We start from the raw sequence: 26,712 nt of genomic DNA on the forward strand, positions 1-26,712 counted from the left end.
TGCGCGTAAAGCACCGAAAAACCGTGTTATCCACAGGGTGTTCGATATTGATCTGAATATTCTTTCGTCTGCACCATCGATTGTGGAAACCCATTCCACTCTGCGCAGGGACGCCGCTAGAAATGAAGGGTCAGATTGCGAGGCGAGCAATCCGACAGCCACAGATGGACCCTGCCGGATCCGACCGCACGGATCGGCTCCATGACACAGCCCCGGACGACTCCCCCGATACGAGGACAGCTCTGCCCGGTTCACGGCGCCCCCGGCACCACGACAGCCCGACCCAGCGCGCGAGCCCCATGACTGGAGATATCCAGAGAACGTACGCGACTCCCCGGCTTCCCGAAACCGCGAGCAACTGCGGGCAATATCTCCGGTCGGCTCCATGACACAGCCCCGGACGACTCCCCCGACCTGAGGACACCTCGGTCCGGCGCATGGTTCCCGGGCCTCACGGTTCCCCGACTCGTCACCCGGCCGAGACCGCCGAGCGGCACAGGCACCGGCAGGCGCATTCAGTCAGTCTCCCCACCCGGTGACTCAAGACAGCGCCTCACGGTGACGCTCGAAGATGGCGACTCGAGCGGGCGCCTCAAGGTGGCAGTTCGAACTGGCAGCTCGAACCGGCGACTCGAGCCGCCGCGCCTCAAGCCGCCGCGCCTCGGACCCAGCGCGCCCGCCCCGCGCCTACAGCGCGTCGGGGTCGTCGACGCGGACCGCGACGATGTCGGCTCCGCGCATCGACCGCGATGCGACCTCTGCGGCGAGGCGCGTCGTCACTGCGCGGCCGTCGGCGATCGTGAAGCCCACGACGACCGAGTACGGCTCGTCCTCCGCGATGAGCTCGCGCACCTCGGCGGTCTCCCGCAGCACCGCGATGACCTCTCCCACGGCCTCGCGCCCGCCGCTGATCGTCACCGTCCGCGCCGCCGGCGGCAGCCCGAGCGCGGCCCGGTCCGCGGACTGCTCCGCCGCCCACGGGATGGGCTCGAACCGGCTCACCACACGCTGCACCGCCTCGTCCTCGTCGAGCAGCAGCACCCGGCCACCCGCGGAGTGCGATCGCACGAGCGAGGCACCGCGCAGGCGACGCGCGATCGCCTGCTCCGTCGAACGGAGCCCCGGCCCCGGCCACAGCGTGTCGAGCAGCAGCGCCGAGGCGTACCCGCCTTCGACATAGGGCTCCGCACCGGTCGTCGCGACGACGATGCTCGGCTCCGGATCCACCGCGCCGAGCACCCGGTCACCGCCGGACCGGACGATGAGTGCGCCCGGGAACGCCCTTCCGAGCTCCTCGTACACCTTGTCGAGCCCGCTCACCACCGAGCGCACGGCGGTCGCGGAGCACTCCCGGCACGTCACCGAATCGGCCCGGTACCCGCATCGCCGGCACGCGAAGGGGCCCAGGATCGAGGCGGCGGTGAGCTTCGACTCGCACTGCGGACAGCGGGTCACCGTCCGACAGCGGGCGCACGCGATGACCGGCAGATATCCCGCACGCGGCACCTGGACGAGCACCGCACCCGGCGCCGACGGCGCCCGGCGCGAGCGGCCGAGCGCATCGCGGACGAGCTCGAAGGCACGAGGCGGGAGGCGGCCGGCGGAGCCCGGGTCGCCGTCGGGGTCGGGCACGAACACGAGCGGAGCCGCCTGCCGACGGAGCTCGCGCGGGGCCACGATGTCCCCCACCCAGCCGGAGTCGACGAGGTGCTGTGTCTCCACGCTCCGCCCGTAGTCGAGGAGCAGCAGCGCGGACCCCTCGAGCTGCACCCGGGTGAGGAGCACCTCACGGGCGTGCGGGTAGGGCGCGCGCTGCTCGAGGTAGGAGCCGTCGGCGTCGTCGAAGCAGATGACGAGTCCCGGGTCCGGCAGCGGCGCGAAGGCCGCGGCCCGGGTGCCGATGACGAGGCGCGCGCGCCCGGTGAGTGCGGACACCCACGCGTCCCAGCGCTCCTCCTGACCCTGGTCCGCCGAGAGCCGGACCGTGACCGGGGCGAGGTCGCCGAGGCGCGCCTCGAGCGCGGCGAGCTCCCGGTGGTCGGGCACGAGCCACAGCACGCTGCGCCCTGCGGCGAGGACGGGAGCGGCGGCCCGCAGGCCGAGGTGGATCCATCCGGTGCCGGGATCGTTGCCGGGCAGCACGGCGCAGGCGGCGCGCGGCCCGCGCACAGATCCCGCACCGGCACCTCGGTCAACCCCGGAACCGGCACCTCGATCGACCCCGGCACCAGGATCCGCGTCACCATCAGTACCCGGGCCACTATCCGCACCCGCATCACCATCCGTACCCGCGTCATCCTCCGGGCCCGGCTCCGCGGCCCAGGATTCGAGCGCGGCGAGGTAGTCGTGGAAGGCCGGCGGCTCGTCGGCGCGCGGGGTGACCTCCCCGGCCACCTGGACGAGCGCGGGCTCCGAGAGCAGGCGCTCGGGCCGGCCGAGCGCGCGCTTCTCTGCACGGGCGTGGCGCGGCGGGATCGCGAGCCGCAGCACATCGGGCAGCGTCCCGGCGTACCGGTCCGCGATCGCCCGGCACAGCGTCAGCAGAGACGGGGTGAGGACGGGCAGCGGGGAGGTCACGCGTTCGAGCGCGGCGAGCTCGCCGACGTGCTCGGTGACCTCACGCCGTTCGAGGATGAAGCCCGAGGTCAGCCGCCCGGCGAAGCGCACCCGCACCCGCACGCCGGGCTGCGCGGTCGCGTCGAGCTTCGCGGGCACCGCGTAGTCGAAGGGCCGGGCGAGGTGCGGCAGCTGGGTCTCGACGAGGACGGCGGCGACGGGCAGGCCGTCGGCCGGGGTGATGCCGCCGCGCACCCGCAGGACTCCCCCGAGCCCGTCGCCCTCGGGCACCGGTGCGAGGGCTGAGCCGGTCGGCGCCTCGAAGAGTCCCGGGGCCGCGTCGCGCGGATCGCCGCTCATCGGGGGATCAGCTCACCTCGCGGCGCAGCGCCTCGGCGCGGTCGGTCCTCTCCCACGTGAAGGTGTCCTCGGTCCGGCCGAAGTGGCCGTAGGTCGAGGTCGCGGAGTAGATCGGGCGCCGCAGGTCGAGCGCCTCGATGATCTTCGCGGGACGGAGGTCGAACACGCTGCGGATCGCTGCGGCGATCTTCTCCGGGTCCACGGTCTCCGTGCCGAAGGTCTCGACGTAGAGGCCCACCGGCCGGGAGGAGCCGATCGCGTAGGCGACCTGGACCTCGGCGCGGTCGGCGAGGCCGGCCGCGACGACGTTCTTCGCCACCCAGCGCATCGCGTAGGCGCCCGAGCGGTCGACCTTCGAGGGGTCCTTGCCGGAGAAGGCGCCGCCGCCGTGGCGGGAGAAGCCGCCGTAGGTGTCGACGATGATCTTGCGTCCGGTGAGACCGGCGTCGCCCATCGGCCCGCCCACGACGAAGGGTCCGGCGGGGTTGATGAAGTATTCGGTGCCGGAGGTGTCGAGACCGCGCTCGGCGAGCACCGGGTCGACGACCGTGCGGCGGATGTCGGTTTCGAGCTGGTGGGCGCCCACGGCGGCATCGTGCTGGGTGGAGACGACGATCGCCTCGATGCTCACCGGCGTGTCGCCGTCGTAGCCGATCGTCACCTGCGTCTTGCCGTCGGGGCGCAGGTAGTCGAGCTCACCGGACTTCCGGACCGTGGTGAGGCGCTCCGAGAGCCGGTGGGCGAGGTGGATGGGCAGCGGCATGAGGACGTCGGTGGAGTTGTCGGCATAGCCGAACATCAGTCCCTGGTCGCCCGCGCCGAGCGCCGAGCCCTCGTCCTCGAGGTCGTGGGTGCCGCTGCGGTGCTCGAGCGAGGTCGTCACTCCGGAGCTGATGTCGGCCGACTGCGAGCCGATCGACACCGACACACCGCACGAGTGCCCGTCGAAGCCCTTGTCCGAGGAGTCGTAGCCGATCCCGGTGATGACCTCGCGCACGAGGTTCGCGACGTCGGCGTAGCCGCTCGTCGTCACCTCGCCGGCGACGTGGACGAGGCCCGTGGTGACGAGGGTCTCGACGGCCACCCGGGCGTGCGGGTCCTGGGACAGGAGGGAGTCGAGGACGGCATCGCTGATCTGGTCGCAGATCTTGTCGGGATGGCCCTCGGTCACGGATTCGGACGTGAATTGGCGCAGCGCTGAAGAAGTCACGCCCCCATCCTAGCGATCGAGGACGGACACGAGTCCGGAGATGACCTTCTGCGACACCTCGGCCTTGGTGCCCGAGGCGCGGGCCACCTCGGTGACCGTGTCGCCGCTGCGGGCGTAGAGGATCACCGAGTTCGACTCGGTGCCGAAGGCCTGCCCGGCGGACACGTCGTTGAGGACGAGCAGGTCGCAGCCCTTGCGGAGCAGCTTGGCGCGGGCGAGCTGCTCGATCCCGGCGTCCGGGGACCCGGTCTCCGCGGCGAAGCCGACGATGAGCTGGCCGGGGGCGCGGGTCCGCACGAGGCCGGCGAGGATGTCGGGGTTCTGCACGAGCTCGAGCCGCAGGCCGGCGTCGCCTTCCTTCTTCATCTTGTGCGCGGCGACCTCGGCCGGCCGGTAGTCGGACACGGCGGCGCACATGATGACGACGTCGGAGTCCGGCTGGGCGGCCTCGGCCGCGGCCTGGAGCTCCGCGGTGGTCTCGACGTGCTCGACGGTCACGGTTCCGGGAAGCTCGGCGATCACCTCGGCGGCGACGTTGGCCGCGATGAGGCGCACGCGGGCGCCGGACCGGGCCGCGGCGGCGGCGAGCGCCGCGCCCTGCTTGCCCGAGGACCGGTTGCCGAGGAAGCGGACGGGGTCGAGCGGTTCCCGGGTGCCACCGGCGGTGACGAGCACGCTCCGGCCGGCGAGCGGGGTGCCGGACTCCTCGCCCGAGGCGCCCTCTACCGCGGTGCTCTCCTTGACCGAGGTGCTCTCAGCATGGATCGCCAGCGCAGCGGCGACGATGTCGCCGGGCTCGGGCAGGCGCCCGGGGCCGGAGTCGGCGCCGGTGAGGCGGCCGCTCGCGGGGTCGATGACGTGCATCCCGCGGGAACGCAGGGTGGAGACGTTGTCGACGGTCGCCGGGTTCTGCCACATCTCGGTGTGCATCGCCGGGGCCGCGACGACGGGCGCGGTGGTGGTGAGGACGGTGGCGGTGAGGAGGTCGTCGGCGATTCCGGCCCGCAGCCGGGCGAGCAGGTCCGCGGTCGCCGGGGCGATGACGACGAGCTCGGCGTCCTGGCCGATGCGCACGTGCTCGACCTCGTCGACGCGGGTGAACACGTCTGTCGCCACGGGCTGCCCGCTCAGGGCCTCCCAGGTGGCGGCGCCGACGAACTCGAGCGCGGCCCGGGTGGGGACGACCCGCACCGTATGACCGCGCTCCCTGAGCTCGCGCACGACATGGCAGGCCTTGTAGGCCGCGATGCCGCCGGCGACGCCGAGGACGATCCTCACTGCTCGGGGAGCTCCTCGACCGGCATGCTGAAGTCCTCGACGACCGGCGGGGCGAAGTCGGACTCGCGGGGCTCACGGATGAGGATCTTGCCCTCGTTGATCTCACGCAGCGCGATCGACAGGGGCTTCTCGTTGGGCTCGGGGGTCACCAGCGGGCCGACGTTCTCGAGCAGGCCCTCCTGGAGCTGCGCGTAGTACGCGTTGATCTGCCGGGCGCGGCGCGAGGCCTCGATGACGAGTTCGTACTTCGAATCGGTCACCGCCAGCAGATCGTCGATCGGCGGGTTGGTGATACCTTCGGGTTCTCCGGACACTCAGACTCCATTTGACTCGGGGCTGCCGACCGGTTCGGCGGAACCGTCGGCGGGGCTGTCGACCGACAGCCCCATCAATCCTACTAGGTCCTGCGCGGCAGCACGAACATCGTGGTTGACCACCGTGTGGTCGAACTCCGATTCGGCGGCGAGCTCGGCCTTCGCGGTCTCGAGCCGACGCGCCTGCTCCTCCGGGGTCTCGGTGCCGCGGCCGATGAGCCGGCGCACGAGCTCCGACCAGCTCGGCGGGGCGAGGAACACGAACCGCGCCTCGGGCAGCGCCTCCTTGACCTGGCGGGCCCCCTGCAGGTCGATCTCGAGCAGCGGGGCGTGCCCGCTCTCGAGTGCTTCCCGGACCGGCCCGGCCGGTGTGCCGTAGCGGTAGCGGCCGTGCACGGTCGCGTACTCGAGGAGCTCCCCGGCAGCGATCATCGCGTCGAACTCCTCCTCCGTCCGGAAGAGGTAGTGCACCCCGTCGACCTCGCCCGGACGGGCGGGCCGGGTGGTCGCCGAGACGGAGAACCAGACCTGTGGGAAGTGCTCGCGGATGTACGCGCTGACGGTGCCCTTGCCGACCGCGGTCGGCCCGGCGAGAACGGTGAGAGTGTTCACGAAGCTCCGAACTTCGCGAGCAGCGCGGCGCGCTGGTGGACCCCGAGGCCCTTGAGACGGCGGGAGGCGGCGATGCCGATCTCCTCCATCAGGGCGCTCGCGCGCCGGTCGCCGACGCCGGGCAGCGAGCGGAGCAGGTCGTGGACCTTCATCTTGCTCAGCGCCTCATCGGATCCGGCCCGGTCGAGCACGGCGGACAGCGTCGTCCGCCCCGCCTTGAGCTCGGTCTTGACCTCCGCGCGCGCCTGCCGCGCCTTGAACGCCTTGTCCAGGGCGGCCGCCCGCTGCTCCGGCGTCAATGGTTCGAGTGCCACGTCTACTCCTCGTCAAGAGAATGTTCCTTGCAGGGGAAGGTCTCCTCAGTCTAGACGCATCCGCTGCCGGAGCACATGGGTGATCTCGTCCATCGCTCCAGACAGGCCCGCCCGGTCCGGTCCGGCGGCGAGCACCGAGCGCGAGGCGCTGACGAGCACCCGGCCGGCGGTGAAGGAGTCGCCGAACACCGCCGCAAGATCGTCCGGTGTCCCGCCCTGCGCCCCGAAGCCGGGCGCGAGCACCGGGCAGGTGAGCTGTGCGGGGTCGATCCCAAGGGCCGGCATCGCGCCCCCGATCGTGGCGCCGATGACCACGCCGGCCCGCGGTGATCCGACCTCGGCGTTGAACTCCTCCACGCCGGCGATGACCTCCGCAGCGACCGGCCGACCGGCCGGGGTGAGAGCGTGCTGGACCTGCGGCCCGTCGGGGTTCGAGGTGAGCGCGAGGACGAACACCCCGGTCCCGCACTCCCGGGCCGCGTCGAGCGCGGGGGCGAGCGAGCCGAAGCCGAGGTAGGGCGAGAGCGTCACGGCGTCCGCGCACAGCGGCGAGGCCGGGTCCATGTACGCCTGGGCGTAGCCGGCCATCGTCGAGCCGATGTCCCCGCGCTTGATGTCGAGCACGCTGAGGAGGTCCGCGGCGCGCGCGGCGGCGAGCACCTCCTCGAGGACGGCCACACCGGCGGAGCCGAAGCGCTCGTAGAACGCCGACTGCGGCTTGACGAGGCCCACTCGACCGGCGGCGGCCTCGATGACGGCGAGCGAGAAGGTGCGGGCGCCGTCCGCGGTGTCCGGCAGACCCCAGTCGGCGAGCAGCCCGGCGTGCGGGTCGATGCCCACGCACAGGGCCGAGGTGCGCACGGCCGCAGGCCACGCGCGCCCGAAGTCCCGCGTGCCCGGCTCCGCGGTGACCGGCTCCCCCGGCTTCCGCTCGTTCATGCCCAGTCCTGCAGGGAGCGGACGTCGAACTTCTGCTGCTGCACCGACTCGATCGCGGTGACCGCGGCGGTGAACTCCGCGATCGTCGTGATGAGCGGGATCGAGGCGGATACGGCCGCGGCGCGGATCTCGTAGCCGTCGGCGCGCTCCTGCCGGCCGGAGGGGACGTTGACGACGAGGTCGATCCGCCGGTCGGCGATGTCATCGAGGATCGTCCGCTCCCCGTCTGCGGCCTCGAAGAACTTCGGCAGCCGGGTCGCGGTGATGCCGTAGCGGGCGAGAACCGCGGCGGTCCCGCCGGTCGCCACGACGGTGAAGCCGAGGTCGACGAGCTGCTTGACCGGCAGCACGATCGAGCGCTTCTCCCGGTCGGCCACGGACACGAACACCGTGCCCGAGGTGGGCAGGCCGGCGTCGGCGGCGAGCTCCGCCTTGGCGAAGGCGACGGGGAAGGTGCGGTCGATGCCCATGACCTCGCCGGTCGAGCGCATCTCGGGGCCGAGGATCGAGTCGACGATCGCGCCGTCGACGGTACGGAAGCGGCGGAACGGGAGCACCGCCTCCTTGACCGCGATCGGGTGATCGAGGTCGAGCCGGGAGCCGTCGCCGGCAGCGGCGAGCACCCCGCCGCGCAGGCTCTCGATGCTCCGGCCGACCGCGATGAGCGCGGCCGCCTTGGCGAGCGGGTGGCCCGTCGCCTTCGACACGAAGGGCACCGTGCGCGAGGCGCGCGGGTTGGCCTCGATGACGTAGAGGACGTCGGCGGCGATCGCGAACTGGATGTTGAGCAGTCCGCGCACCCCGGTGCCGCGGGCGATCGCGGCGGTCGCCTCACGGACCCGCTCGAGGACGTTCTCGCCGAGCGTGATCGAGGGCAGCACACAGGCGGAATCACCGGAGTGGATCCCGGCCTCCTCGATGTGCTCCATGATCCCGCCGACGTAGACCTCCTCGCCGTCGAACAGCGCGTCGACGTCGATCTCCACGGCGTCCTCGAGGAAGCGGTCGACGAGCACCGGGCGGTCGGCGGACACCTCGGTCGCGGTGGCCATGTAGTCGAACAGCTGGTCGGTGTCGTAGACGATCTGCATGCCGCGCCCGCCAAGCACGTAGGAGGGGCGGACGAGCACGGGGTAGCCGATCTCCGTGGCGATCCGCTGCGCCTCCTCGTTCGTCGTCGCGGTCCCGTGCTTGGGCGCGGTGAGCCCGGCGGCGGCGAGCACCCGGCCGAACTCGCCGCGGTCCTCGGCGAGGTCGATCGCCTCGGGCTGGGTGCCGAGCACCGGCACCCCGGCCTCCTTGAGGCGGTCGGCGAGGCCGAGCGGGGTCTGCCCGCCGAGCGTGCACACGACGCCGGCGACGGGCCCGGCGGCGAGCTCGGCGTGGTAGACCTCCATGACGTCCTCGAAGGTCAGCGGCTCGAAGTAGAGGCGGTCGGCGGTGTCGTAGTCGGTCGACACGGTCTCCGGGTTGCAGTTGACCATGATCGTCTCGTAGCCGGCCTCGGACAGCGCCATCGTGGCGTGGACGCACGAGTAGTCGAACTCGATGCCCTGCCCGATCCTGTTCGGCCCGGAGCCGAGGATGATCACGGCCTCGCGCTCGCGGGAGGACACCTCGGTCTCGAGGTCGTAGCTCGAGTAGTGGTACGGGGTGCGGGCGGCGAACTCGCCGGCGCAGGTGTCGACGGTCTTGAACACCGGGCGCAGGCCGAGCGCGTGCCGCAGACCGGTGACGACCTGCTCGTCGAGGTGGCGCAGGAGGCCGATCTGGACGTCGGAGAAGCCGTGGTCCTTGGCGAGCCGGAGCACCTCCGCGGTGAGCTCGGGGGCACCGGCGACGGCGGCCGCGACCTCGTTGATGAGGGCGATCTGGTCGAGGAACCACGGGTCGATGTCGCACGCCTCGTGCACCTCGGCGACGCTCATCCCGGAGTTGAGCGCCCGCTGCACCGTCGCGAGGCGATCCGCGGTGGGGTGGCCGAGCGCGGCGCGGACCTCGGTGCGGACGTCCGGATCCGCGAGGTCGAACCGCTCCGCGAACTCGAAGGCGGAGCCCTTCTGCTCGAGGGAGCGCATCGCCTTCTGCAGCGCGGTGGTGAAGTTCCGGCCGAGCGCCATCGCCTCCCCGACGGACTTCATCGTCGTGGTGAGCGTGGGGTCCGCGGCGGGGAACTTCTCGAACGCGAAGCGCGGGATCTTGACGACGACGTAGTCGAGGGCCGGCTCGAAGCACGCCGGGGTGACCTCGGTGATGTCGTTGGGGATCTCGTCGAGCGTGTAGCCCACCGCGAGCTTCGCGGCGATCTTGGCGATCGGGAAGCCGGTGGCCTTCGAGGCGAGCGCGGAGGAGCGCGACACGCGCGGGTTCATCTCGATGACGACGATGCGTCCGGTGTCGGGGTCGACGGCGTACTGGATATTGCAGCCGCCGGTGTCGACTCCGACCTCGCGGATGACGTCGATGCCGATGTCGCGCATCTTCTGGTACTCGACGTCGGTGAGCGTCATCGCCGGCGCCACGGTGATCGAGTCGCCGGTGTGCACGCCGACGGGGTCGACGTTCTCGATCGAGCAGATGACCACGACGTTGTCGTTGCGGTCGCGCATGAGCTCGAGCTCGTACTCCTTCCAGCCGAGGATGCTCTCCTCGAGGAGCACTTCGTGGGTGAGCGAGTCGCTCAGCCCGTCGCCGGCGATGCGGCGCAGGTCGGTCTCGTCGTAGGCCATGCCGGAGCCGAGCCCGCCCATGGTGAAGGACGGGCGCACGACCATCGGGTAGCCGAGCTGCTCGGCGGCGGCGAGGCAGTCGTCCATCGAGTGGGCGATGATCGAGCGCGCGACCTCCGCGCCGCAGCGCTCGACGACCTCCTTGAACTGCTGCCGGTCCTCGCCGCGCTGGATCGCGGCGACGTCGGCGCCGATGAGCTCGACGTCGTACTTCTCGAGGATCCCGGCCTCGTGGAGATTGATCGCGGCGTTGAGCGCGGTCTGCCCGCCGAGGGTGGGGAGGATCGCGTCCGGCTTCTCCTTGGCGATGATCGTCTCGATGACGCCGGGATCGATCGGCTCGACGTAGGTGGCGTCCGCGATCTCCGGGTCGGTCATGATCGTCGCCGGGTTGGAGTTGACGAGGATGACTCGCAGGCCCTCCTGCTTGAGCACACGGCAGGCCTGGGTGCCGGAGTAGTCGAACTCGCAGGCCTGGCCGATGACGATGGGGCCGGAGCCGATGACGAGAACGGACGACAGGTCTTCTCTGATGGGCACTTCGGGTTCTCCTTAGAGCGCGGCTGCGCGGGACTCGGTCATGAGGTCGACGAAGCGGTCGAACAGGCCGCGGGAGTCGTGGGGGCCGGCGGCGGACTCCGGGTGGAACTGCACCGAGAACGCCGGGGCGTCGAGGCAGCGCAGGCCCTCGACGACGTCGTCGTTGAGGCACACGTGGCTGACCTCGACCCGGCCGAAGGCGGCGTCCGCCGGGGCGTCGACGGGGCCGTCGAGCGGGGCGTCGACGGCGAAGCCGTGGTTCTGGGCGGTGATCTCCACCCGGCCGGAGGCGCGGTCGAGGACCGGCTGGTTCATGCCGCGGTGGCCGAACTTGAGCTTGTAGGTGTCGAAGCCGAGCGCGCGGCCGAGCAGCTGGTTGCCGAAGCAGATCCCGAACACCGGGACGCGCTCGGCGAGCAGCCGGCGCAGCACCGCGACCTGGTGGTCGGCGGTCGCCGGGTCCCCGGGCCCGTTGGAGAAGAACACGCCGTCGGCGCCGAGCTCCGCGATCCGCTCGTACGGGGTGGTCGCGGGCACGACGTGCACCTCGATGCCGCGGGCGGCGAGCTGCGCAGGGGTCTCGGACTTGATGCCGAGGTCGTAGGCGACGACGGTGAACCGCTTCTCCCCCTCCGCCGGGACGACGAGCTCGTCGTCCCGGGACACCTCGGAGGCGAGCTCGGAGCCGCTCATGCGAGGGGCGTCGGTCACGGCGGCGAGCAGCTCGGACACCGGGCGGGAGGCGGCCTCCCCGGAGAAGATGCCCATCCGCATCGCGCCGCGCTCGCGCAGGTGGAGAGTGAGCGCACGGGTGTCGACGCCGGAGATGCCGACGATCCCGAGCCGGGCCAGCCGCGCCTCGAGGTCCTCGGTGGCACGCCAGTTCGAGGAGATCCGCGAGGCATCGCGCACGACGTACCCGGCGACCCAGCAGCGCAGCGACTCGTCGTCGGCATCGTTGACGCCGGTGTTGCCGATGTGCGGTGCCGTCTGCACGACGATCTGCCGGTGGTAGGACGGGTCCGTGAGCGTCTCCTGGTACCCGGTCATGCCGGTGACGAACACCGCCTCGCCGATCGTCTCACCCTCCGCGCCGTAGGCCCGGCCGGTCAGGGTGCGGCCGTCCTCGAGCACGAGGACGGCGGGTGTGGTGGACAGCAGGTTCACGAATTCTCCCCGATGAGCTGGCGGATGTGGTCGATGGTGGGGGTGCGGTCGGCGGCGGTGCGGGTGCGGAACCCGGTGTCCACCGGTGTGTCGCCGAGGCGCCAGGTGATGACGATGAGCCCGTCCTTCTCGACGAACTTCCCGATCATCCCGCTCGCGGTGGTGATGCCGGTGATCGCGGCGGCGGGGATGAGGAGGTCGTCCACGCCGTCGCGGTCGATGATGACCCCGTCGTCGGCCACGGACAGGAACGCCGAGGTGCGCAGGCCGAGGTCGTGGGCGGCGACCCGTTCGAGCGGCTGCTCGGACAGGGTGGTCGCGACGTACATCCCGGCGACCGGTTCGGTGCGCACCGGCATCCCCTCGACCGGTCGCGGCGGGGCGGGGAACTGTGCCGACTGGAAGCGCTGCCGGGAGCGCCAGCCCCACCACACGAGGGCGAACAGGACGATGACGACGGCGACGACGATGAGGGCGGGGATCAGGCGATCCATGTTCCACCTCGTGCGATCGGGTGCGGGTCGGCGAGCGCGGAGCCGGCCACGACTCGGTGCCCGTAGAGGAAGGTGTCGACGATCCGGGTCGAGACGGTGAAGCCGGTGAACGGGTTGTTGCGGCCCATCGTGGCGTGCTCGGCGGGGTCGATGCGGACCTCCGCCTCCGGGTCGACGAGCACGAGGTTCGCCCCGCGCCCGGTCTCGATCCGGCCCTGTTCGGGCAGTCCGGAGATCTCCGCCGGGCGGGTGCTCATCACGCGGGCCACGTCGGCGAAGTCGAAGTCGAAGTCGCGCATCGCCTCGACGACGATCGCGAGCGCGGTCTCCATCCCCACCATGCCCATCGCGGCCGCCGTCCACTCGCAGCACTTGTGCTCGGAGGTGTGGGGGGCGTGGTCGGTGCCGACGACGTCGATGGTGCCGTCGGCGAGCCCGGCCCGCACGGCGTCGACGTCGGCCTGCGTGCGCAGCGGCGGGTTGACCTTGTAGAGCGGGTCGTAGGTGCGCACGAGCTCGTCGGTGAGCATGAGGTGGTGCGGGGTGACCTCGGCGGTGACGCGCACGCCGCGGGACTTGGCCCAGCGCACGAGCTCGACGCTGCCGGCGGTCGACAGGTGGCACACGTGGAGGCGGGAGCCGACGTGCTCGGCCAGCAGGATGTCGCGGGCGATGATCGCCTCCTCGGCGACGGCCGGCCAGCCGGGCAGCCCGAGCTCGGCGGACACCGCGCCCTCATTCATCTGCGCGCCCTCAGTGAGCCGGGGCTCCTGCGAGTGCTGGGCGATGATCCCGTCGAAGGTCTTGACGTACTCGAGCGCCCGGCGCATGAGCAGCGGGTCGGCGACGCACAGGCCGTCGTCGGAGAAGATCCGCACCCCGGCCGCGCTGCGGGCCATCGCTCCGAGCTCGGCGAGCTGGGTGCCCTGCTGGCCGGTGGTGACGGCGCCGATCGGCACGACCTCCGTCCAGCCGGCCTCGCGGCCGAGGTTCCACACCTGTTCGACGACGCCGGCGGTGTCGGCGACCGGGGCGGTGTTCGCCATCGCGTGGACGGCGGTGTAGCCGCCGCGGGCCGCGGACTGAGAGCCGGTGAGCACGGTCTCGGCGTCCTCCCGGCCGGGCTCGCGCAGATGGGTGTGGAGGTCGACGAGGCCGGGCAGCGCGACGAGGCCGCGGGCGTCGATGACGACGTCGGGGTCGCTGAGCGCGTCGACGAAGCGGCCGCCGGAGATCGCGAGGTCGCGCGGGCCGGCGCCGAGCACCGACGCCCCCTGGATGAGATACGAGGTCACGGTCGTCCTTCCGAATCGGTGCCGATGAGGAGTCTGTAGAGGGCCGCCATGCGCACGGCGACGCCGTTCTCGACCTGGTCGAGGATGACGGCGCGCGGGGAGTCCGCGGCGGCGGCGCTGATCTCGAACCCCCGGTTCATCGGTCCCGGGTGCATGATCGCGGTGTGCTCGGGCAGGGCGCGCCAGCGCTGCTCGGTGAGCCCCCACAGGCGCGTGTACTCCCGCGGGTTGGGGAAGAAGGACTGGTGCATCCGCTCGAGCTGGACACGGAGCATCATCACCGCGTCGAAGCTGTGGGCGGCGAGCGCCTCGTCGAGGTCGTAGAACACCTCGGCCGGCCACGCGTCGACGCCCCACGGCATGAGGGTGGGCGGGCCGACGAGCACGACGCGGGCGCCGAGCGCGGTGAGCAGGTGGACGTTCGAGCGGGCGACGCGGGAGTGGAGGACATCGCCGACGATCGCGACGGTGGCCCCGGACAGGTCGCGTCCGCGGGCGCCCTCGGCGGGCCCGGAGGCCGGGGCCCCGGCGAGCACGCGGCGCAGGGTGAAGGCGTCGAGGAGCGCCTGGGTGGGGTGCTCGTGGGTGCCGTCGCCCGCGTTGAGGATCGGCACGTCGATCCAGCCGGAGGTCGCCATCCGCTGCGGGGTGCCGGAGCCGCCGTGGCGCACGACGACGGCATCGGCGCCCATCGCCGACAGCGTCTGGATGGTGTCCTGCAGGCTCTCGCCCTTGGACACGCTCGAGCCCTTGGCGGAGAAGTTGATGACGTCGGCGGACAGGCGCTTGGCGGCGGCCTCGAAGGACAGCCGGGTGCGGGTCGAGTCCTCGAAGAAGAGGTTGACGACGGTGCGGCCGCGCAGCACGGGGATCTTCTTGACCTCGCGCTCGGCGACCTGGGTCATCTCCTCGGCGACGTCGAGGAGGTCGACGGCGTCGTCGTGGGCGAGGTCGGCGGTGGACAGCAGGTGGCGCATCACTCCTCCTCTGCCGAGGAGATGGTGACCGCGTCCTCGCCGTCGATCTCCGCCACGCTCACCGACACGCGCTCGTCGACGGCGGTCGGGAGGTTCTTGCCGACGTGGTCGGCACGGATCGGGAGGCTCCGGTGGCCGCGATCGACGAGGACCGCGAGCCGCACCGCGGACGGGCGACCGAGGTCGGCGAGCGCGTCGAGCGCCGCCCGGATGGTGCGCCCGGAGAACAGCACGTCGTCGACGAGGACGACGGTGCGGCCGTCGACCCCGGCGGCCGGGATGCGGGTGGGGGCGGGCGAGCGGAGACGGCGCGTGCGCAGATCGTCGCGGTACATCGTGATGTCGAGGCTGCCGGTGATCGCGGCGGCATCGGTGCCGGGTTCGATCGCGGCGATCTTCTCCGCCAGCCGGACGGCGAGCGGGACGCCGCGGGACGGGATGCCGAGGACGACGAGGTCGTCAGCACCCTTGTTGCTCTCGAGGACCTCGTGGGCGATGCGCGATATCGCCCGCGAGATCTCCGCTGCGTCGAGGACGGTGCGGTTCTTCACAGGTTCCCCTTCTCCGCCTCACGGGACGGTGGTTAAAGGAGCGGTACGGTCCTCGCACCAGCATACTCGCTCGCCCCCGCCGACTGCGCGCGGACCCGGTGCGACGCAGGTCACGTGACGTAGGCTGGGCAGATCCGACGGCGAAGGAGCTCACGATGGACGCACCCGGGATCAGCACCGGCAGGCACACGACGCAGCGGCACTCGAGCGCGTACCTCGCCGCCGGCGACCCGGACGACCCGGTGCTCCTGCTCGTCCACGGCTGGCCCGAGCACGCCCGCAGCTGGGCCGGCGTGATGGAGCCGCTCGCCGCGGCCGGCTACCGGGTGATCGCCCCGGACATGCGCGGCTACGGGGCCTCGACGGTGCACCCGGATCCGAGCGACTACTCGATCGAGGAGGGGGTCGCGGACATGATCGAGCTCCTCGATCACCTGGGCGCGGCACCGGGGACGGCCACCGTCGTCGGCCACGACTACGGGGCACCGGTGGCGTGGAACCTCGCCACCCACCATCCGGACCGGCTCGCCGGTGTGGTCGGGGTGTGCGTGCCGCACACGCCGCCGGGCACCTCGCTCGCCGATCACGTCGACCGCCGCCTCTACCCGGTCGAGGACTACCCGCTGGGCCAGTGGGACTACCTCGTGGCCCACGCCCGGATGCCCGAGCGGCTCGCCGCGGAGTTCGACGCGGACGTCCCCGGGCTGCTCGCCTCGATCATGCGCGCGGGCAGCCCGCGGGCACTCGAGCGGCCGGCGCCGAATGCGAGCGTGCGCGCCCGCGGCGGCTGGTTCCCCGACGGACCGCCGCGCCACGACCCGGACCCGCGGGTGCTCGACGACGCGGCCTTCGCGGCCCTCGTCGCCGATCTCGAGCGCACGGGCTTCGCCGCGGCAAACTCCTGGTACCGCAACAACCGGGAGAACGACGCCTATGCTGCCCGCGCGGTGACCGGCGGGCGGATCGCCGTGCCGGCGCTCTTCGTCCACGCGCGCTGGGACGCGGTGTGCGCCACGCTCACGACGACGGCGGCCGATCCCATGCGCGCGGCGTGCGACGACCTCACCGAGGAGATCGTCGACGCCGGGCACTGGGTGGCGCAGGAGCAGCCGGAGGCGCTCGTCGCCGCGCTGCGCGGCTGGCTCAGTCGAGGGTCGGCTTGACCGAGCGGATCCGGTCGAGCACGCCGTTGATGAACTTCGGCGACTCGTCGGTGGAGAACTTCCGGGCGAGGTCGACGACCTCGGAGATCGCCACGGGGTCGTCGACCTCGTCGTTGAACAGCATCTCCCACACCGCGATCCGCAGCAGCGCCCGGTCGACGGCAGGCATCCGCTCGAGCGACCAGCCGCGCGCATAGGTCTGCACGAGCTCGTCGATCTGCTCCCGGTGCGCCACCACGCCGTCGACGATCTCGACGGCGTAGGGCTTCATCGGGTACTCGGGGTCGCCGGAGCGCAGGCGCACCACCTCGGCCTCGGGCAGCGCACGCTGCTCGGCCTCGAAGAGCAGCTCGAGGGCACGCCGCCGGGCGCGCGTGCGGGCGCTCACTCCTTGACGCGACCGAGGTAGTCGCCGGACCGGGTGTCGACCTTGACCTTGACGCCCTCCTCGAGGAACAGCGGCACCTGGATCTCGTAGCCGGTCTCGAGCGTCGCGGGCTTCGAGCCGCCGGTCGAGCGGTCGCCCTGGAGTCCGGGCTCGGTGTGGGTGATGGTGAGCTCGACGCTCGCGGGCAGCTCGACGTAGAGCGGGGTGCCCTCGTGGAAGGCGATCTGCAGCTTCTGGTTCTCGAGCATGAAGTTCGCGGCGTCGCCGACGAGCTCGGGACCGATCGACACCTGGTCGTAGTCCTTGGCGTCCATGAACACGTAGTCCGTGCCGTCGTGGTAGAGGTACTCCATGTCGCGGCGGTCGACGGTCGCGGTCTCCACCTTGGTGCCGGCGTTGAAGGTCTTGTCGATGATCTTGCCGCTGAGCACGTTCTTCATCTTCGTCCGCACGAACGCGGGGCCCTTGCCCGGCTTGACGTGCTGGAACTCGAGCACCTGCCACAGCTGGCTGTCGATGGACAGCACCATGCCGTTCTTGAGGTCGTTGGTCGTTGCCACGTGGTTTCCTTCGCCGTTGGGAGTGTGCGAGCGCCGGTCCGACGCACCGGGGACAGATTCTAGCAAGCCGGGCCGCCGGCGTGCGCCGGATCCCGGCCGCGCGCCCGCGCCCGTGCCTCACAGCAGGGTGCGGGTCGGGGCCTCGACACCGATCTCCTGGTAGGCGGTGTGGAGGAGACTCGTGTCGGGTCCTTCGAGGACCGTGGGGCGGCCGATCGCCTCGAGCACGATGAACCGCATGAGCGAGCCGCGCGCCTTCTTGTCCCGCCGCATCGCGTCGAGCAGCTGCGGCCACTTGTCGCCGCGGTAGCCCACCGGCAGCCCGAGGTGCTCGAGCACGGAGCGGTGCCGGTCGACGACGACCTCCGGGAGGTTCTTCGTCAGCGCGGAGAGTTCGGCGGCGAACATCATGCCCGCGGCGACGGCCGCGCCGTGACGCCACTGGTAGCGCTCGGTGAGCTCGATCGCGTGGCCGAGGGTGTGCCCGTAGTTGAGGATCTCGCGGCGCCCGGACTCGCCGAAATCCTCGCTCACCACCTCGGCCTTGACGCGGATCGAGCGCTCGACGATCTCCCGCAGCACCGGGGAGGAGTGGTCGGCCAGCGCCTCCCGCGCGGTGCCCTCGATGAGCTCGAGGATCCGCTCGTCGGCGATGAATCCGCATTTGACGGCTTCCGCGAGGCCGGTGAACAGCTCGTTGTCCGGCAGCGTGGCGAGCGTGTCGGTGTCGACGAGGACGCCGGCCGGGGCGTGGAAGGCGCCGACGAGGTTCTTGCCCTCGGCGGTGTTGATCCCGGTCTTGCCGCCGATCGCGGCATCGACCATGCCGAGCACCGTGGTGGGGATGGTGACGAAGCGGATGCCGCGCAGCCAGGTCGCGGCGACGAAGCCGGCGAGATCGGTGACCGCTCCCCCGCCCACGCCGACGATCGCATCGGAGCGGGTGAAGTCGCTGCGCCCGAGGATCTGCCAGCAGAATGCGGCGACCTGGACGTGCTTTGCCTCCTCGGCGTCGGGGATCTCCGCGGACACCGCCTCGTAGCCGGCGGCGGCGAGGTCCTCGCGCACGGCCTCACCGGTGGTGCGCAGCGCGCGCGGGTGGACGACGAGCACTTTCGCGGCGCGCGGGCCGATGAGCTCGGGGAGGTGCCCGAGCAGGCCGGAGCCCACGAGCACCGGGTAGTCCCCTCCGGCGCTCACGTCGATGCGGGTGGTGGGGGTCATGGTCTCCTGCTTTCGTTCGGTGGGGGCGCGGGCCCGTCCCCGGCACAGGGCGGGGGGTCGGCTTCGGGGTGGGCGGCGGCGAACCGGGCGTACTCCTCGGCGCGCTCGAGCCCGGTGAGGAGGTCGACGATCCGGTTGACGACGGTCGACGGGGGGCCGCTCGTCGCCGACACGGTGAGCGTCGCGACGCCGCGGTAGAGCGGGGCGCGCTCGGCGAGCAGGGCCTCCCAGCGTCGCACGGGATCCTCGTCGCCGGCGAGCAGCGGACGCTGGGAGCCGTGGAGGCGGGCGGCGGCGGTCGCGGTGTCGATCTCGATGCTCACCACCCGGATGGCCGGGTGGAGGAGCTGGGCACGGGTGCCGGGGTTGAGGATCGCCCCGCCGCCGAGCGACACCACCCCGGGGCGGTCGAGGAGGCGGCGCAGGCAGCGGCGGACGACTTCGCGCTCGATCTCCCGGAAGCGCGCCTCGCCGCGTTCGGCGAAGATCTCCGGGATCGGCCCGTGGCGGGAGGTGATCTCCGCGTCGGTGTCCGTCATCGGCAGCCCGAGGCGGTCGCCGAGCAGCCGCCCGATCGTCGACTTCCCCGCCGCCGGGGGTCCGACGAGCGCGATCCGGGACTCCGCGGCCGGGACCGGGCGCAGGGGCGGGACCGGTCGCGGCAGCGGCTGCTCGGAGGCGGTCATCGGCCGGAGCGCAGCGCCGCCGGGATCGCCTCGAGGTAGGACTGGAGATTGCGCCGCGTCTCCGCCACGGAGTCGCCGCCGAACTTCTCGATCGCGGCCTCAGCGACGACGAGCGCGACCATCGCCTCGGCGACGACCCCGGCGGCCGGGACCGCGCACACGTCGGAGCGCTGGTGGTGGGCCTTGGCGGGCTCCCCGGTGCTCACGTCGATCGTCGCGAGCGCGCGCGGGACGGTGGCGATGGGCTTCATCGCCGCGCGCACGCGCAGCGGCTCACCGGTGGACATCCCGCCCTCAGTGCCGCCGGCCCGGTTCGTCGCCCGGGTCACTGCGGCGTCGGCGCGGACGATCTCGTCGTGGGCCGCGGAGCCCCGGCGGGCCGCGGTCCGGAAGCCGTCGCCGACCTCGACGCCCTTGATCGCCTGGATGCCCATGAGCGCGGCGGCGAGGCGGCCGTCGAGCCGACGGTCCCAGTGGACGTGGGAGCCGAGGCCCGGCGGCACGTTCTCGACGAGGACCTCGACGACGCCGCCGAGGGTGTCCCCGGACTTCTTCGCGTCGTCGACCTCGGCGACCATCCGGGCCGACAGCTCCGGGTCGAAGCAGCGCAGCGGGTCGGCGTCGAGCGCGGAGACGTCGGCGGCCGTGGGCAGCGGCTCCTCGCCGGTGCCGGTGACCGGGCCGATCGCGACGGTGTGGGACACGAGCCCGATGCCGAGCTCGCGGAGGAAGTTCGCGGCGACGGCGCCGAGCGCGACCCGCATCGCGGTCTCCCGGGCGGAGGCGCGCTCGAGGATCGGCCGCGCCTCGTCCCAGTCGTACTTCTGCATCCCGACGAGGTCGGCGTGGCCGGGCCGGGGGCGGGTGAGCGGGGCGTTGCGCGCCTGCTCGGCGAGCACCTCCGGCGGCACCGGGTCCGCGCTCATCACCGTCTCCCACTTGGGCCATTCGGTGTTGCCGACCTCGATCGCGATGGGCGAGCCGAGCGACTGACCGTGGCGCACGCCGCCGAGCAGCCGCACCTCGTCGGCCTCGAACTTCATCCGGGCACCGCGGCCGTAGCCGAGCCGGCGGCGCGCGAGAGCGGCGGCGATGTCGTCACGGGTGACGGGGACGTGGGAGGGCAGTCCCTCGAGGATGCCGACGAGGGCCTCGCCGTGGGACTCGCCTGCTGTAAGCCATCTCAACATTCTCCCGAGTCTACAAAAGCAGCGGGCCGAGGATCACGGCCGTCCACGTGCCGATCAGCATGTGCGGCCCGAAGGCGATCGCGTCGCCCCACCGCTTCCGGCGGGTGCCGGTGAGCCACAGCACGTGGACGAGTGCGGAGAGGTTCATCACGACGAGCGCGACGAGCGGGCCGGCCGGGCTCAGCGCCCCGGGCAGCATGCCGACGACGACGGCGAGCTTGACGTCGCCGCCGCCCATCCCCGTCCGCCGCATCCGCAGGGCCAGCACGGCCAGGAGGAGGAAGAAGAGGAGGACGACGAGCCCGCTGATGAGGCCCTCGACCGCGGGGGTCGCCGCGCCGGCCCAGGTGCCCGGCAGCCCGGTCGGCTCGCGGGTGACGCCGATGACGATGGAGACGAGGTAGAGGAGGAGGGAGGCGAAGGTGATCGGCAGGACGATCCGGTTGGGCAGGCGACGGATCGAGGAGTCGATCCAGAACAGCCAGCCGGTCGCGCCCGCGAACAGGCCGAGGGCGAGCAGGATCGGGGCGTCGGCGACGGTGCGGGACAGGTAGGCCGGTACGATGAAGGCCGCGAGCCAGGCGATGACGGCGCCGCTCGAGGTGAGGACGGCGGTGACGAGTCCGCTCGGCGTGGAGTCCCGATCCACCCCGCGGAGCAGCCGCAGGCCGGCCTCGTCGTCGATGAGGCGAGCGAAGCGCAGTCGGATCCAGGTGCTCACCGCGAGCGCGGTGAGGACGGTGAGGCTCAGGCTGGCGACGAGTGAGAGCGGCTCGGGCACGCTTCCTCCATTCCGGTTCGGGGCGGTCGGGCGGGCGGGCGCTCAGGCACCGACGGCACGGGGCAGGGTGTCGAGCATGGCGGCGACGAGCCGTGCCCGGTGCTCCGGCGTGTCGAGGTCGCAGCCCGCGGCGGCGGTGAAGCCGAGGAACTGCTCGACGGCCTGGTGGACGAGCATGCGGGTGCCGGGCACCGCGGTCCCGCCGCGTGCGGTGAACTCCGCCAGGAGGTCGGGTTCCGCGCGCGCATAGGCGACGTCGAGGAGCGCCGCGGGCTGTGCGAACCGCTCGGGCCAGGCGAGGCGGACACCGGCCAGCGCCCCGGCGGGCAGGGTCGACACGGTGATGTCGGCCTCCCCGGGCCGCCAGTCGGCGAGCAGGCCCACGGATGCCTCGATGCCGAGCTCCTCGGCGAGGGCGTGCACGGCGGCGGCACGGGCCGGGGTGCGGACGGAGAACTCGATGGACTCCGCGCCGAGCTCGGCCAGCGCGGCGGTCGCCGAGGCGGCGGTCGCCCCGCCGCCGAGCACCGCGGCGCGCAGCGGGCGCGGGCCGGCAGTGCCGACGCCGGCCGCGCGGAGTGCGCGCACGATGCCGGCCACGTCGGTGTTCGTCACGCGCACGGAGCCGTCGGGGAGCCGGGTGAGCGTGTTGCCGGCCCCGGTGCGCGCGGCGACGGAGTCGATCTCCCAGCCGCGTGCGGCCGCGAGCTCGAGCAGCGCGTGCTTGAGCGGCATGGTGAGGGAGAACCCGCGGTGCTCGGGGTGGGTGTCGAGGAAGTCGGCGAGGCCGGCCTCGTCCACCTCGCAGCGGTCGTAGACGCAGCCGCTGAGGCCGAGCGCGGCGTAGCCCGCCCGGTGGAGCACCGGGGAGAGCGAATGGTCGATCGGCGAGCCGAGCACGGCCGCCCGCATCCGCGGCCGCGAGCCCGGCGCGACCGCCGCGTCAGCCGTCATCGCGATTGCGCAGCCATTCGCGGTACTTCTCGACGTTGCGCTGGTGCTCGGAGTAGGTCTCGGCGAACTCCGTCTCCCCGGTGTCGGGGTTCGTCGCGACGAAGTACTGCCAGTCGCCGTCGGCGGGGTTCTGGGCGGCACCGACGGCACTGCGGCTGGGCGAGTTGATGGGGCCCGGGGGCAGGCCGGGGTGCTTGTACGTGTTGTACGGGTCGTCGCTCTCCCGCTCCTCGGCGGTGGTGCTCGCGTCGTTCCGGGTGCCGAAGATGTAGTGGACGGTGGCGTCGGACTGGAGCAGGCCGTTCGTCTGCGAGGTGTCGCTGATCCGGTTGAGGAACACGCGGGCGACCTGCCGACGCACCTCCTCGTCGCCGGGCGCCTCGATCTCGACGAGGCTGGCGAGTGTGAACACCTCGTTGACGTCCTCGAGCGGGATGTCGAGCTCCTCGATCTCGGTCTTCGTGCGATCGACCATCTCCTGCACCATCTCCTCCGGGGTCATCCCGGGCCGGATGTCGTAGGTGGCGGGATAGAGATAGCCCTCGAGGCTCGGGGTGTCGACGTCGAGCCCGTAGTCTCCGGGGGTCTTGTCCTTCAGCGACTTGACGACCTCGTCCTCGCTCATCCCGGACTCGATCATCCGTGCCTCGATCTGGCTGAGCCGGAAGCCCTCGGGGACCGCGATCGTCTGCAGCGCCTCCGGGTTGACGATCGCCTCGACGGCGGCGGCGGCGCTCATCTGCTTGCGGAGGCTGAGGTCGCCGGCCTGGATCGTGACCTCGCGGCGCTCGATCTCATCGAGGAAGGGGCGGGCGGACTTGATGACGTCCTCCTGCACGAGCTGGTTGGCGACCTGCGTGGCCGAGGAGCCGGGCAGCACGGTGACGACGACGGCCTCGCCGCCCTCGCCCTCGTAGTCGCCGGAGTCTCCGAAGATCTCGCTCACGACCGAGCCGGCGGTGGTGAAGGCCGCGAATCCGCCGATGCCGATGACGAGGACGGCGACGAGCGCGAAGATCGTGGTCCGTCGACGGCGCAGCATGCGCCGCCTGGCCTTCTCCCGGCGCTCGGTCCGGCTCAGGCCGTCGTCGCTGGTGATCTCATCCATCTCGGTCATGCGGGGGCCTCCGGTGCCGGGTGCAGGAGCGTGCCGGCCGGCACGCCCGTGCTCTTCTCCTGGTCCACTGCGCTCTGCAGGATGACCACCGCGGCGACGGCGTCGACGATCTCGCGCCGCTTCCGGGCGCTCCGCCCCACCGCCTGCAGCACGGTGTGGGCCTCGGTGGTGCTGAAGCGCTCGTCGACGAGCCGCACCGGCAGTCCGGTCACACCGGCGATCTGCTCGGTGAAGGCCAGGGCGGCGTCCGCCGAGGCGCGTGCGGTGCCGTCGAGGGAGCGCGGCTGCCCGGCGACGAGCTCGATCGGCTCGACCTCGGCGACGAGCGCGGCGATCCGCCGCAGCGCGGCGGCGTCTCCGTCGCGCCGGTACACGGTGTCGAGCGGGGTCGCGAGGATGCCGTCGGGGTCGCACTGGGCGATTCCGACGCGCACGCTGCCGACGTCGATCCCGAGCCGGCGGCCGCGGCGGAATGCCATCAGCTCGTCTCCAGGGCGCGCGCCACCGCGCTCATCGCCGCCTCGGCGCGGCTCGCGTCGCTGCCGCCGCCCTGCGCGAGGTCGGGCTTGCCGCCGCCTCCCCCGCCGAGCTCGGCACAGGCCGCCTTGACGAGGTCGCCGGCCCGCAGCCCGGTGGCCTGGGCGGCGTCGTTGACGGCGACGACGACGGCGGGCTTCCCGCCCGCCACGCCGATCGCCGCGACGACCCCGGCCTCCGAGCCCATCCGGTTGCGGACGTCGAGGACGAAGGAGCGGACGTCGCCGGCGCCGGACACGTCGCCGAGCACGGTCCCGGAGAAGGTCACCGCTCCCACCCGACGGGCGGAGTCGAGCGCGGCCTGTGCCGCGCCGAGCACCTTCTCCTGGTTGAGGGCGGCGATCGTGCGCTCGGCGTCCTTGATCCGCGCGAGCAGGTTCGCGACGCGCTCGGGGACGTCCGCGCCGGGGACCTTGAGGAGGTCGGACAGCGACTGGAGGATCGTGCGCTCCTTGGCGAGCTCCCGGAACGCCGAGAGCCCCACCGAGGCTTCGATCCGGCGGGTGCCGGAGCCCACCGAGGCCTCCGAGATCACGGAGATCGGGCCGATCTCCGTGGTCCGGGCCACGTGGGTGCCGCCGCACAGCTCGCGCGAGAACGGGCCGCCGATGTCGACGACGCGGACCACGGAGGGGTACTTCTCGCCGAACAGCGCGAGCGCTCCGGAGGCCTTCGCGTCCTCGAAGGGCAGGTGCTCGTAGCTCACCTCGAGGTTGTCGCGGACCGCGATGTTCGCCGCGTCCTCGATCTCCGCGCGGGCAGCCGTGCTCGGCGCCTCGGGGAACGAGTAGTCGAAGCGCATGTAGCCGGGCTGGTTGAGGGATCCGGCCTGCACGGCGTTGGAGCCGAGGATCTCGCGCAGCGCTGCGTGCACGAGGTGCGTGGCCGAATGCGCCTGGGCGGCGGCGAAGCGGTGGCCGCCGTCGACTTCGGCATGGACGTCGCGCCCCACTGCGATCTCCCCGTCGAGCACCTCGATCCGGTGCGCGGGCAGACCCTTGAGCGTGTTCTGCACGTCGAGGACGCGGGCGGTGAAGCCGTCGCCGCGGATGATCCCGGTGTCGGCCTTCTGCCCGCCGGACTCGGCGTAGAACGGGCTGACATCGAGGACGAGGTCGACGGTCTGCCCCGCAGTCACGACGTCGACGGCCTCACCATCGGCCACGAGGCCGCGGATCCGGGAGTCGGTGGTGAGCGTGTCGTAGCCGACGAACTCGGTGGGGCCGGACTCGAGGAGCGCGGAGTAGGCGGAGAGATCGGCCTGCAGTCCGCCCTTCTTCGCCTTGGCGTCCTCCTTGGCGCGGCGGCGCTGCTCGGCCATGAGGGCGGTGAAGCCCTCCTCGTCGACGGTCACGCCCTGCTCGGCGGCCATCTCGAGCGTCATGTCGATGGGGAAGCCGTGGGTGTCGTGGAGCGCGAAGGCGACGTCGCCGCCGATCGTGCCGCCGGAGCCGACCTTCTCCACCGCCGTGGTGAGCAGCTGGGTGCCGGAGTCGAGCGTGCGGCGGAACGCGGTCTCCTCCGCGTAGGCGATGCGTGAGATCCGGTCGAAGTCGGTGGCGAGCTCCGGGTACGACTCCGCCATCGCGTCCTTGGACACCGGCAGCAGGTGCGGGAGCACGGGTTCGCTCACGCCGAGCAGGTGCATGGCGCGCACGGCGCGGCGCAGCAGGCGGCGCAGGATGTAGCCGCGCCCCTCGTTGCCCGGGCGCACGCCGTCGCCGATGATGATGAGGGCGGAGCGCACGTGGTCGGCGACGACGCGCATCCGCACGTCGTCGGCGTGGTCGGCCCCGTACTCCCGGTTCGACAGGGCGCTCGCGGCGGCGATCACGGGGAACACCTCGTCGATCTCGTACATGTTCTCCACGCCCTGCTTGAGGAACGCGACGCGCTCGAGCCCCATGCCGGTGTCGATGTTCTTCGCCGGCAGCTCGCCGGCGATGTCGAAGTCGACCTTCGAGCGCACCGCGGACAGCGCGAACTCCATGAACACGAGGTTCCAGATCTCGATGTAGCGGTCCTCGTCGGCGACCGGCCCGCCCTCGACGCCGTAGTCGGGCCCGCGGTCGTAGTAGATCTCGGAGCAGTACCCGCCGGGGCCGGGCTGTCCGGTGTGCCAGAAGTTGTCCTCGTTGCCGCGGGTCTGGATCCGCTCGGCCGGGATCGAGGTGTTCGCCAGCCACAGGTCGATGGTCTCCGTGTCGTCGCGGTGGACGGTCGCCCACAGGCGGTCCGGGTCGAAGCCGAGCCCGCCGTCGGCCTCCGGCCTGGTGAGGAGCTCCCACGCGAACCGGATGGCGCCCTCCTTGAAGTAGTCGCCGAAGGAGAAGTTGCCGTTCATCTGGAAGAAGGTGCCGTGCCGGGTGGTCTGGCCGACCTCCTCGATGTCCTGGGTGCGCACGCACTTCTGCACGCTCGTGGCGCGCGCGAAGGGAGCGGGTTCGCGACCGGACAGGTACGGGATGAACTGCACCATCCCGGCGATGTTGAACAGGATCGACGGGTCCGAGCTGATGACGGAGGCCGAGGGCACCACGGCGTGGTCCTGGGCCTCGAAGTATGCCAGCCAGCGTCGTCTGATCTCTGCCGTCTTCATTCCTGACCTTTCGTCCCGCGCGGCGGGCTCATCGGGTGACCGCCGGAGGTGTCGGCGGGCGGTGCGCATCCTGGGCAAGTCTAGTGGATGAGGCGGGCGGATGAATGGCGACTGCCCGGCTCCGCAATGGGAGCCGGGCAGTGCGAATGATGGGCGCGGGTGCGCTCACCGGTGGTG

General features: G+C 72.1%; 24 protein-coding genes. 1 reads left to right on the plus strand and 23 read right to left on the minus strand.

The features are described 5' to 3' along the window. Positions 1-687: 687 nt before the first annotated feature. From ABD883_RS11280 to pyrR, 13 genes are read right to left on the minus strand one after another with little or no spacing between them, the layout of a single operon-like run. Positions 688-2,916 carry a primosomal protein N' family DNA-binding protein gene (locus ABD883_RS11280; RefSeq protein ID WP_345032159.1) on the minus strand — a complete coding sequence of 743 codons (2,229 nt, stop codon included), beginning with the start codon at positions 2,914-2,916 and terminating at the stop codon, positions 688-690. Between the two features lie 7 nt (positions 2,917-2,923). Continuing rightward, positions 2,924-4,126: a methionine adenosyltransferase gene (gene metK, locus ABD883_RS11285; RefSeq protein WP_137319808.1), complete on the minus strand. Its 1,203-nt coding sequence runs from the start codon at positions 4,124-4,126 to the stop codon at positions 2,924-2,926. A 9-nt stretch (positions 4,127-4,135) separates the two neighbouring features. After that, positions 4,136-5,404 carry a bifunctional phosphopantothenoylcysteine decarboxylase/phosphopantothenate--cysteine ligase CoaBC gene (coaBC, locus tag ABD883_RS11290; protein ID WP_345032162.1) on the minus strand — a complete coding sequence of 423 codons (1,269 nt, stop codon included), beginning with the start codon at positions 5,402-5,404 and terminating at the stop codon, positions 4,136-4,138. After that, complete coding sequence (rpoZ, locus tag ABD883_RS11295) at positions 5,401-5,718, minus strand: DNA-directed RNA polymerase subunit omega (RefSeq protein ID WP_247424901.1); 318 nt, start codon at positions 5,716-5,718, stop codon at positions 5,401-5,403. Before rpoZ ends, coaBC begins: the two co-directional genes overlap by 4 nt. Continuing rightward, positions 5,719-6,330 (minus strand): guanylate kinase, encoded by a 612-nt coding sequence (gene gmk / locus ABD883_RS11300; protein WP_137319811.1) that lies wholly within the window; start codon positions 6,328-6,330, stop codon positions 5,719-5,721. Then, complete coding sequence (gene mihF / locus ABD883_RS11305) at positions 6,327-6,644, minus strand: integration host factor, actinobacterial type (RefSeq protein ID WP_137319812.1); 318 nt, start codon at positions 6,642-6,644, stop codon at positions 6,327-6,329. Before mihF ends, gmk begins: the two co-directional genes overlap by 4 nt. Positions 6,645-6,689: 45 nt before the next feature. Then, positions 6,690-7,583 carry an orotidine-5'-phosphate decarboxylase gene (pyrF, locus tag ABD883_RS11310; RefSeq protein ID WP_137319813.1) on the minus strand — a complete coding sequence of 298 codons (894 nt, stop codon included), beginning with the start codon at positions 7,581-7,583 and terminating at the stop codon, positions 6,690-6,692. Further along, entirely contained in the window at positions 7,580-10,852 is a 3,273-nt protein-coding gene (gene carB / locus ABD883_RS11315) for a carbamoyl-phosphate synthase large subunit (protein ID WP_345032168.1), read from the minus strand. The genes pyrF and carB overlap by 4 nt, the downstream gene beginning before the upstream one ends. 12 nt (positions 10,853-10,864) lie before the next feature. Next, positions 10,865-12,019, minus strand: a complete 1,155-nt coding sequence (gene carA / locus ABD883_RS11320) for a glutamine-hydrolyzing carbamoyl-phosphate synthase small subunit (RefSeq protein ID WP_137319815.1) — start codon at positions 12,017-12,019, stop codon at positions 10,865-10,867. Next, positions 12,016-12,513 carry a PH-like domain-containing protein gene (locus ABD883_RS11325; RefSeq protein ID WP_247424912.1) on the minus strand — a complete coding sequence of 166 codons (498 nt, stop codon included), beginning with the start codon at positions 12,511-12,513 and terminating at the stop codon, positions 12,016-12,018. The genes carA and ABD883_RS11325 overlap by 4 nt, the downstream gene beginning before the upstream one ends. Further along, positions 12,501-13,808 (minus strand): dihydroorotase, encoded by a 1,308-nt coding sequence (locus tag ABD883_RS11330; protein ID WP_265809704.1) that lies wholly within the window; start codon positions 13,806-13,808, stop codon positions 12,501-12,503. The genes ABD883_RS11325 and ABD883_RS11330 overlap by 13 nt, the downstream gene beginning before the upstream one ends. Next, positions 13,805-14,785: an aspartate carbamoyltransferase catalytic subunit gene (locus ABD883_RS11335; protein WP_247424916.1), complete on the minus strand. Its 981-nt coding sequence runs from the start codon at positions 14,783-14,785 to the stop codon at positions 13,805-13,807. The genes ABD883_RS11330 and ABD883_RS11335 overlap by 4 nt, the downstream gene beginning before the upstream one ends. Then, on the minus strand, positions 14,785-15,336 hold the full coding sequence (gene pyrR / locus ABD883_RS11340) for a bifunctional pyr operon transcriptional regulator/uracil phosphoribosyltransferase PyrR (protein ID WP_137319819.1): 552 nt from the start codon (positions 15,334-15,336) through the stop codon (positions 14,785-14,787). Before pyrR ends, ABD883_RS11335 begins: the two co-directional genes overlap by 1 nt. Before the next feature lie 155 nt (positions 15,337-15,491). On the opposite strand from pyrR, the gene ABD883_RS11345 reads away from it, so the two are divergent. Further along, positions 15,492-16,499: an alpha/beta fold hydrolase gene (locus tag ABD883_RS11345; RefSeq protein ID WP_345032173.1), complete on the plus strand. Its 1,008-nt coding sequence runs from the start codon at positions 15,492-15,494 to the stop codon at positions 16,497-16,499. Here ABD883_RS11345 and nusB read toward each other — a convergent pair. The 10 genes from nusB to alaS form a co-directional block, all read right to left on the minus strand. Further along, positions 16,480-16,887 (minus strand): transcription antitermination factor NusB, encoded by a 408-nt coding sequence (nusB, locus tag ABD883_RS11350; RefSeq protein ID WP_137319821.1) that lies wholly within the window; start codon positions 16,885-16,887, stop codon positions 16,480-16,482. The two genes, ABD883_RS11345 and nusB, sit on opposite strands and share 20 nt — an antisense overlap. Further along, positions 16,884-17,447, minus strand: a complete 564-nt coding sequence (gene efp, locus ABD883_RS11355; protein ID WP_137319822.1) for an elongation factor P — start codon at positions 17,445-17,447, stop codon at positions 16,884-16,886. The genes nusB and efp overlap by 4 nt, the downstream gene beginning before the upstream one ends. Positions 17,448-17,564: 117 nt before the next feature. Further along, on the minus strand, positions 17,565-18,671 hold the full coding sequence (gene aroB / locus ABD883_RS11360; protein ID WP_137319823.1) for a 3-dehydroquinate synthase: 1,107 nt from the start codon (positions 18,669-18,671) through the stop codon (positions 17,565-17,567). After that, positions 18,668-19,357: a shikimate kinase gene (locus tag ABD883_RS11365; protein ID WP_247424924.1), complete on the minus strand. Its 690-nt coding sequence runs from the start codon at positions 19,355-19,357 to the stop codon at positions 18,668-18,670. Before ABD883_RS11365 ends, aroB begins: the two co-directional genes overlap by 4 nt. Next, positions 19,354-20,547: a chorismate synthase gene (gene aroC, locus ABD883_RS11370; RefSeq protein ID WP_345032179.1), complete on the minus strand. Its 1,194-nt coding sequence runs from the start codon at positions 20,545-20,547 to the stop codon at positions 19,354-19,356. The genes ABD883_RS11365 and aroC overlap by 4 nt, the downstream gene beginning before the upstream one ends. 10 nt (positions 20,548-20,557) lie before the next feature. Further along, entirely contained in the window at positions 20,558-21,328 is a 771-nt protein-coding gene (locus ABD883_RS11375) for a prepilin peptidase (RefSeq protein ID WP_345032181.1), read from the minus strand. Between the two features lie 42 nt (positions 21,329-21,370). Continuing rightward, positions 21,371-22,282, minus strand: a complete 912-nt coding sequence (locus tag ABD883_RS11380; RefSeq protein ID WP_217494858.1) for a shikimate dehydrogenase family protein — start codon at positions 22,280-22,282, stop codon at positions 21,371-21,373. Next, positions 22,272-23,399 (minus strand): endolytic transglycosylase MltG, encoded by a 1,128-nt coding sequence (gene mltG / locus ABD883_RS11385; RefSeq protein ID WP_345032184.1) that lies wholly within the window; start codon positions 23,397-23,399, stop codon positions 22,272-22,274. The genes ABD883_RS11380 and mltG overlap by 11 nt, the downstream gene beginning before the upstream one ends. Beyond that, a complete protein-coding gene (ruvX, locus tag ABD883_RS11390) occupies positions 23,396-23,878 on the minus strand; it encodes a Holliday junction resolvase RuvX (RefSeq protein WP_345032186.1) in 483 nt (160 codons plus the stop codon). Before ruvX ends, mltG begins: the two co-directional genes overlap by 4 nt. After that, a complete protein-coding gene (gene alaS, locus ABD883_RS11395; RefSeq protein WP_137319827.1) occupies positions 23,878-26,535 on the minus strand; it encodes an alanine--tRNA ligase in 2,658 nt (885 codons plus the stop codon). Before alaS ends, ruvX begins: the two co-directional genes overlap by 1 nt. Between the last annotated feature and the right edge of the window lie 177 nt (positions 26,536-26,712).

This window comes from Brevibacterium pityocampae, assembly GCF_039541555.1.
In the GTDB taxonomy this organism is placed as follows: domain Bacteria; phylum Actinomycetota; class Actinomycetes; order Actinomycetales; family Brevibacteriaceae; genus Brevibacterium; species Brevibacterium pityocampae.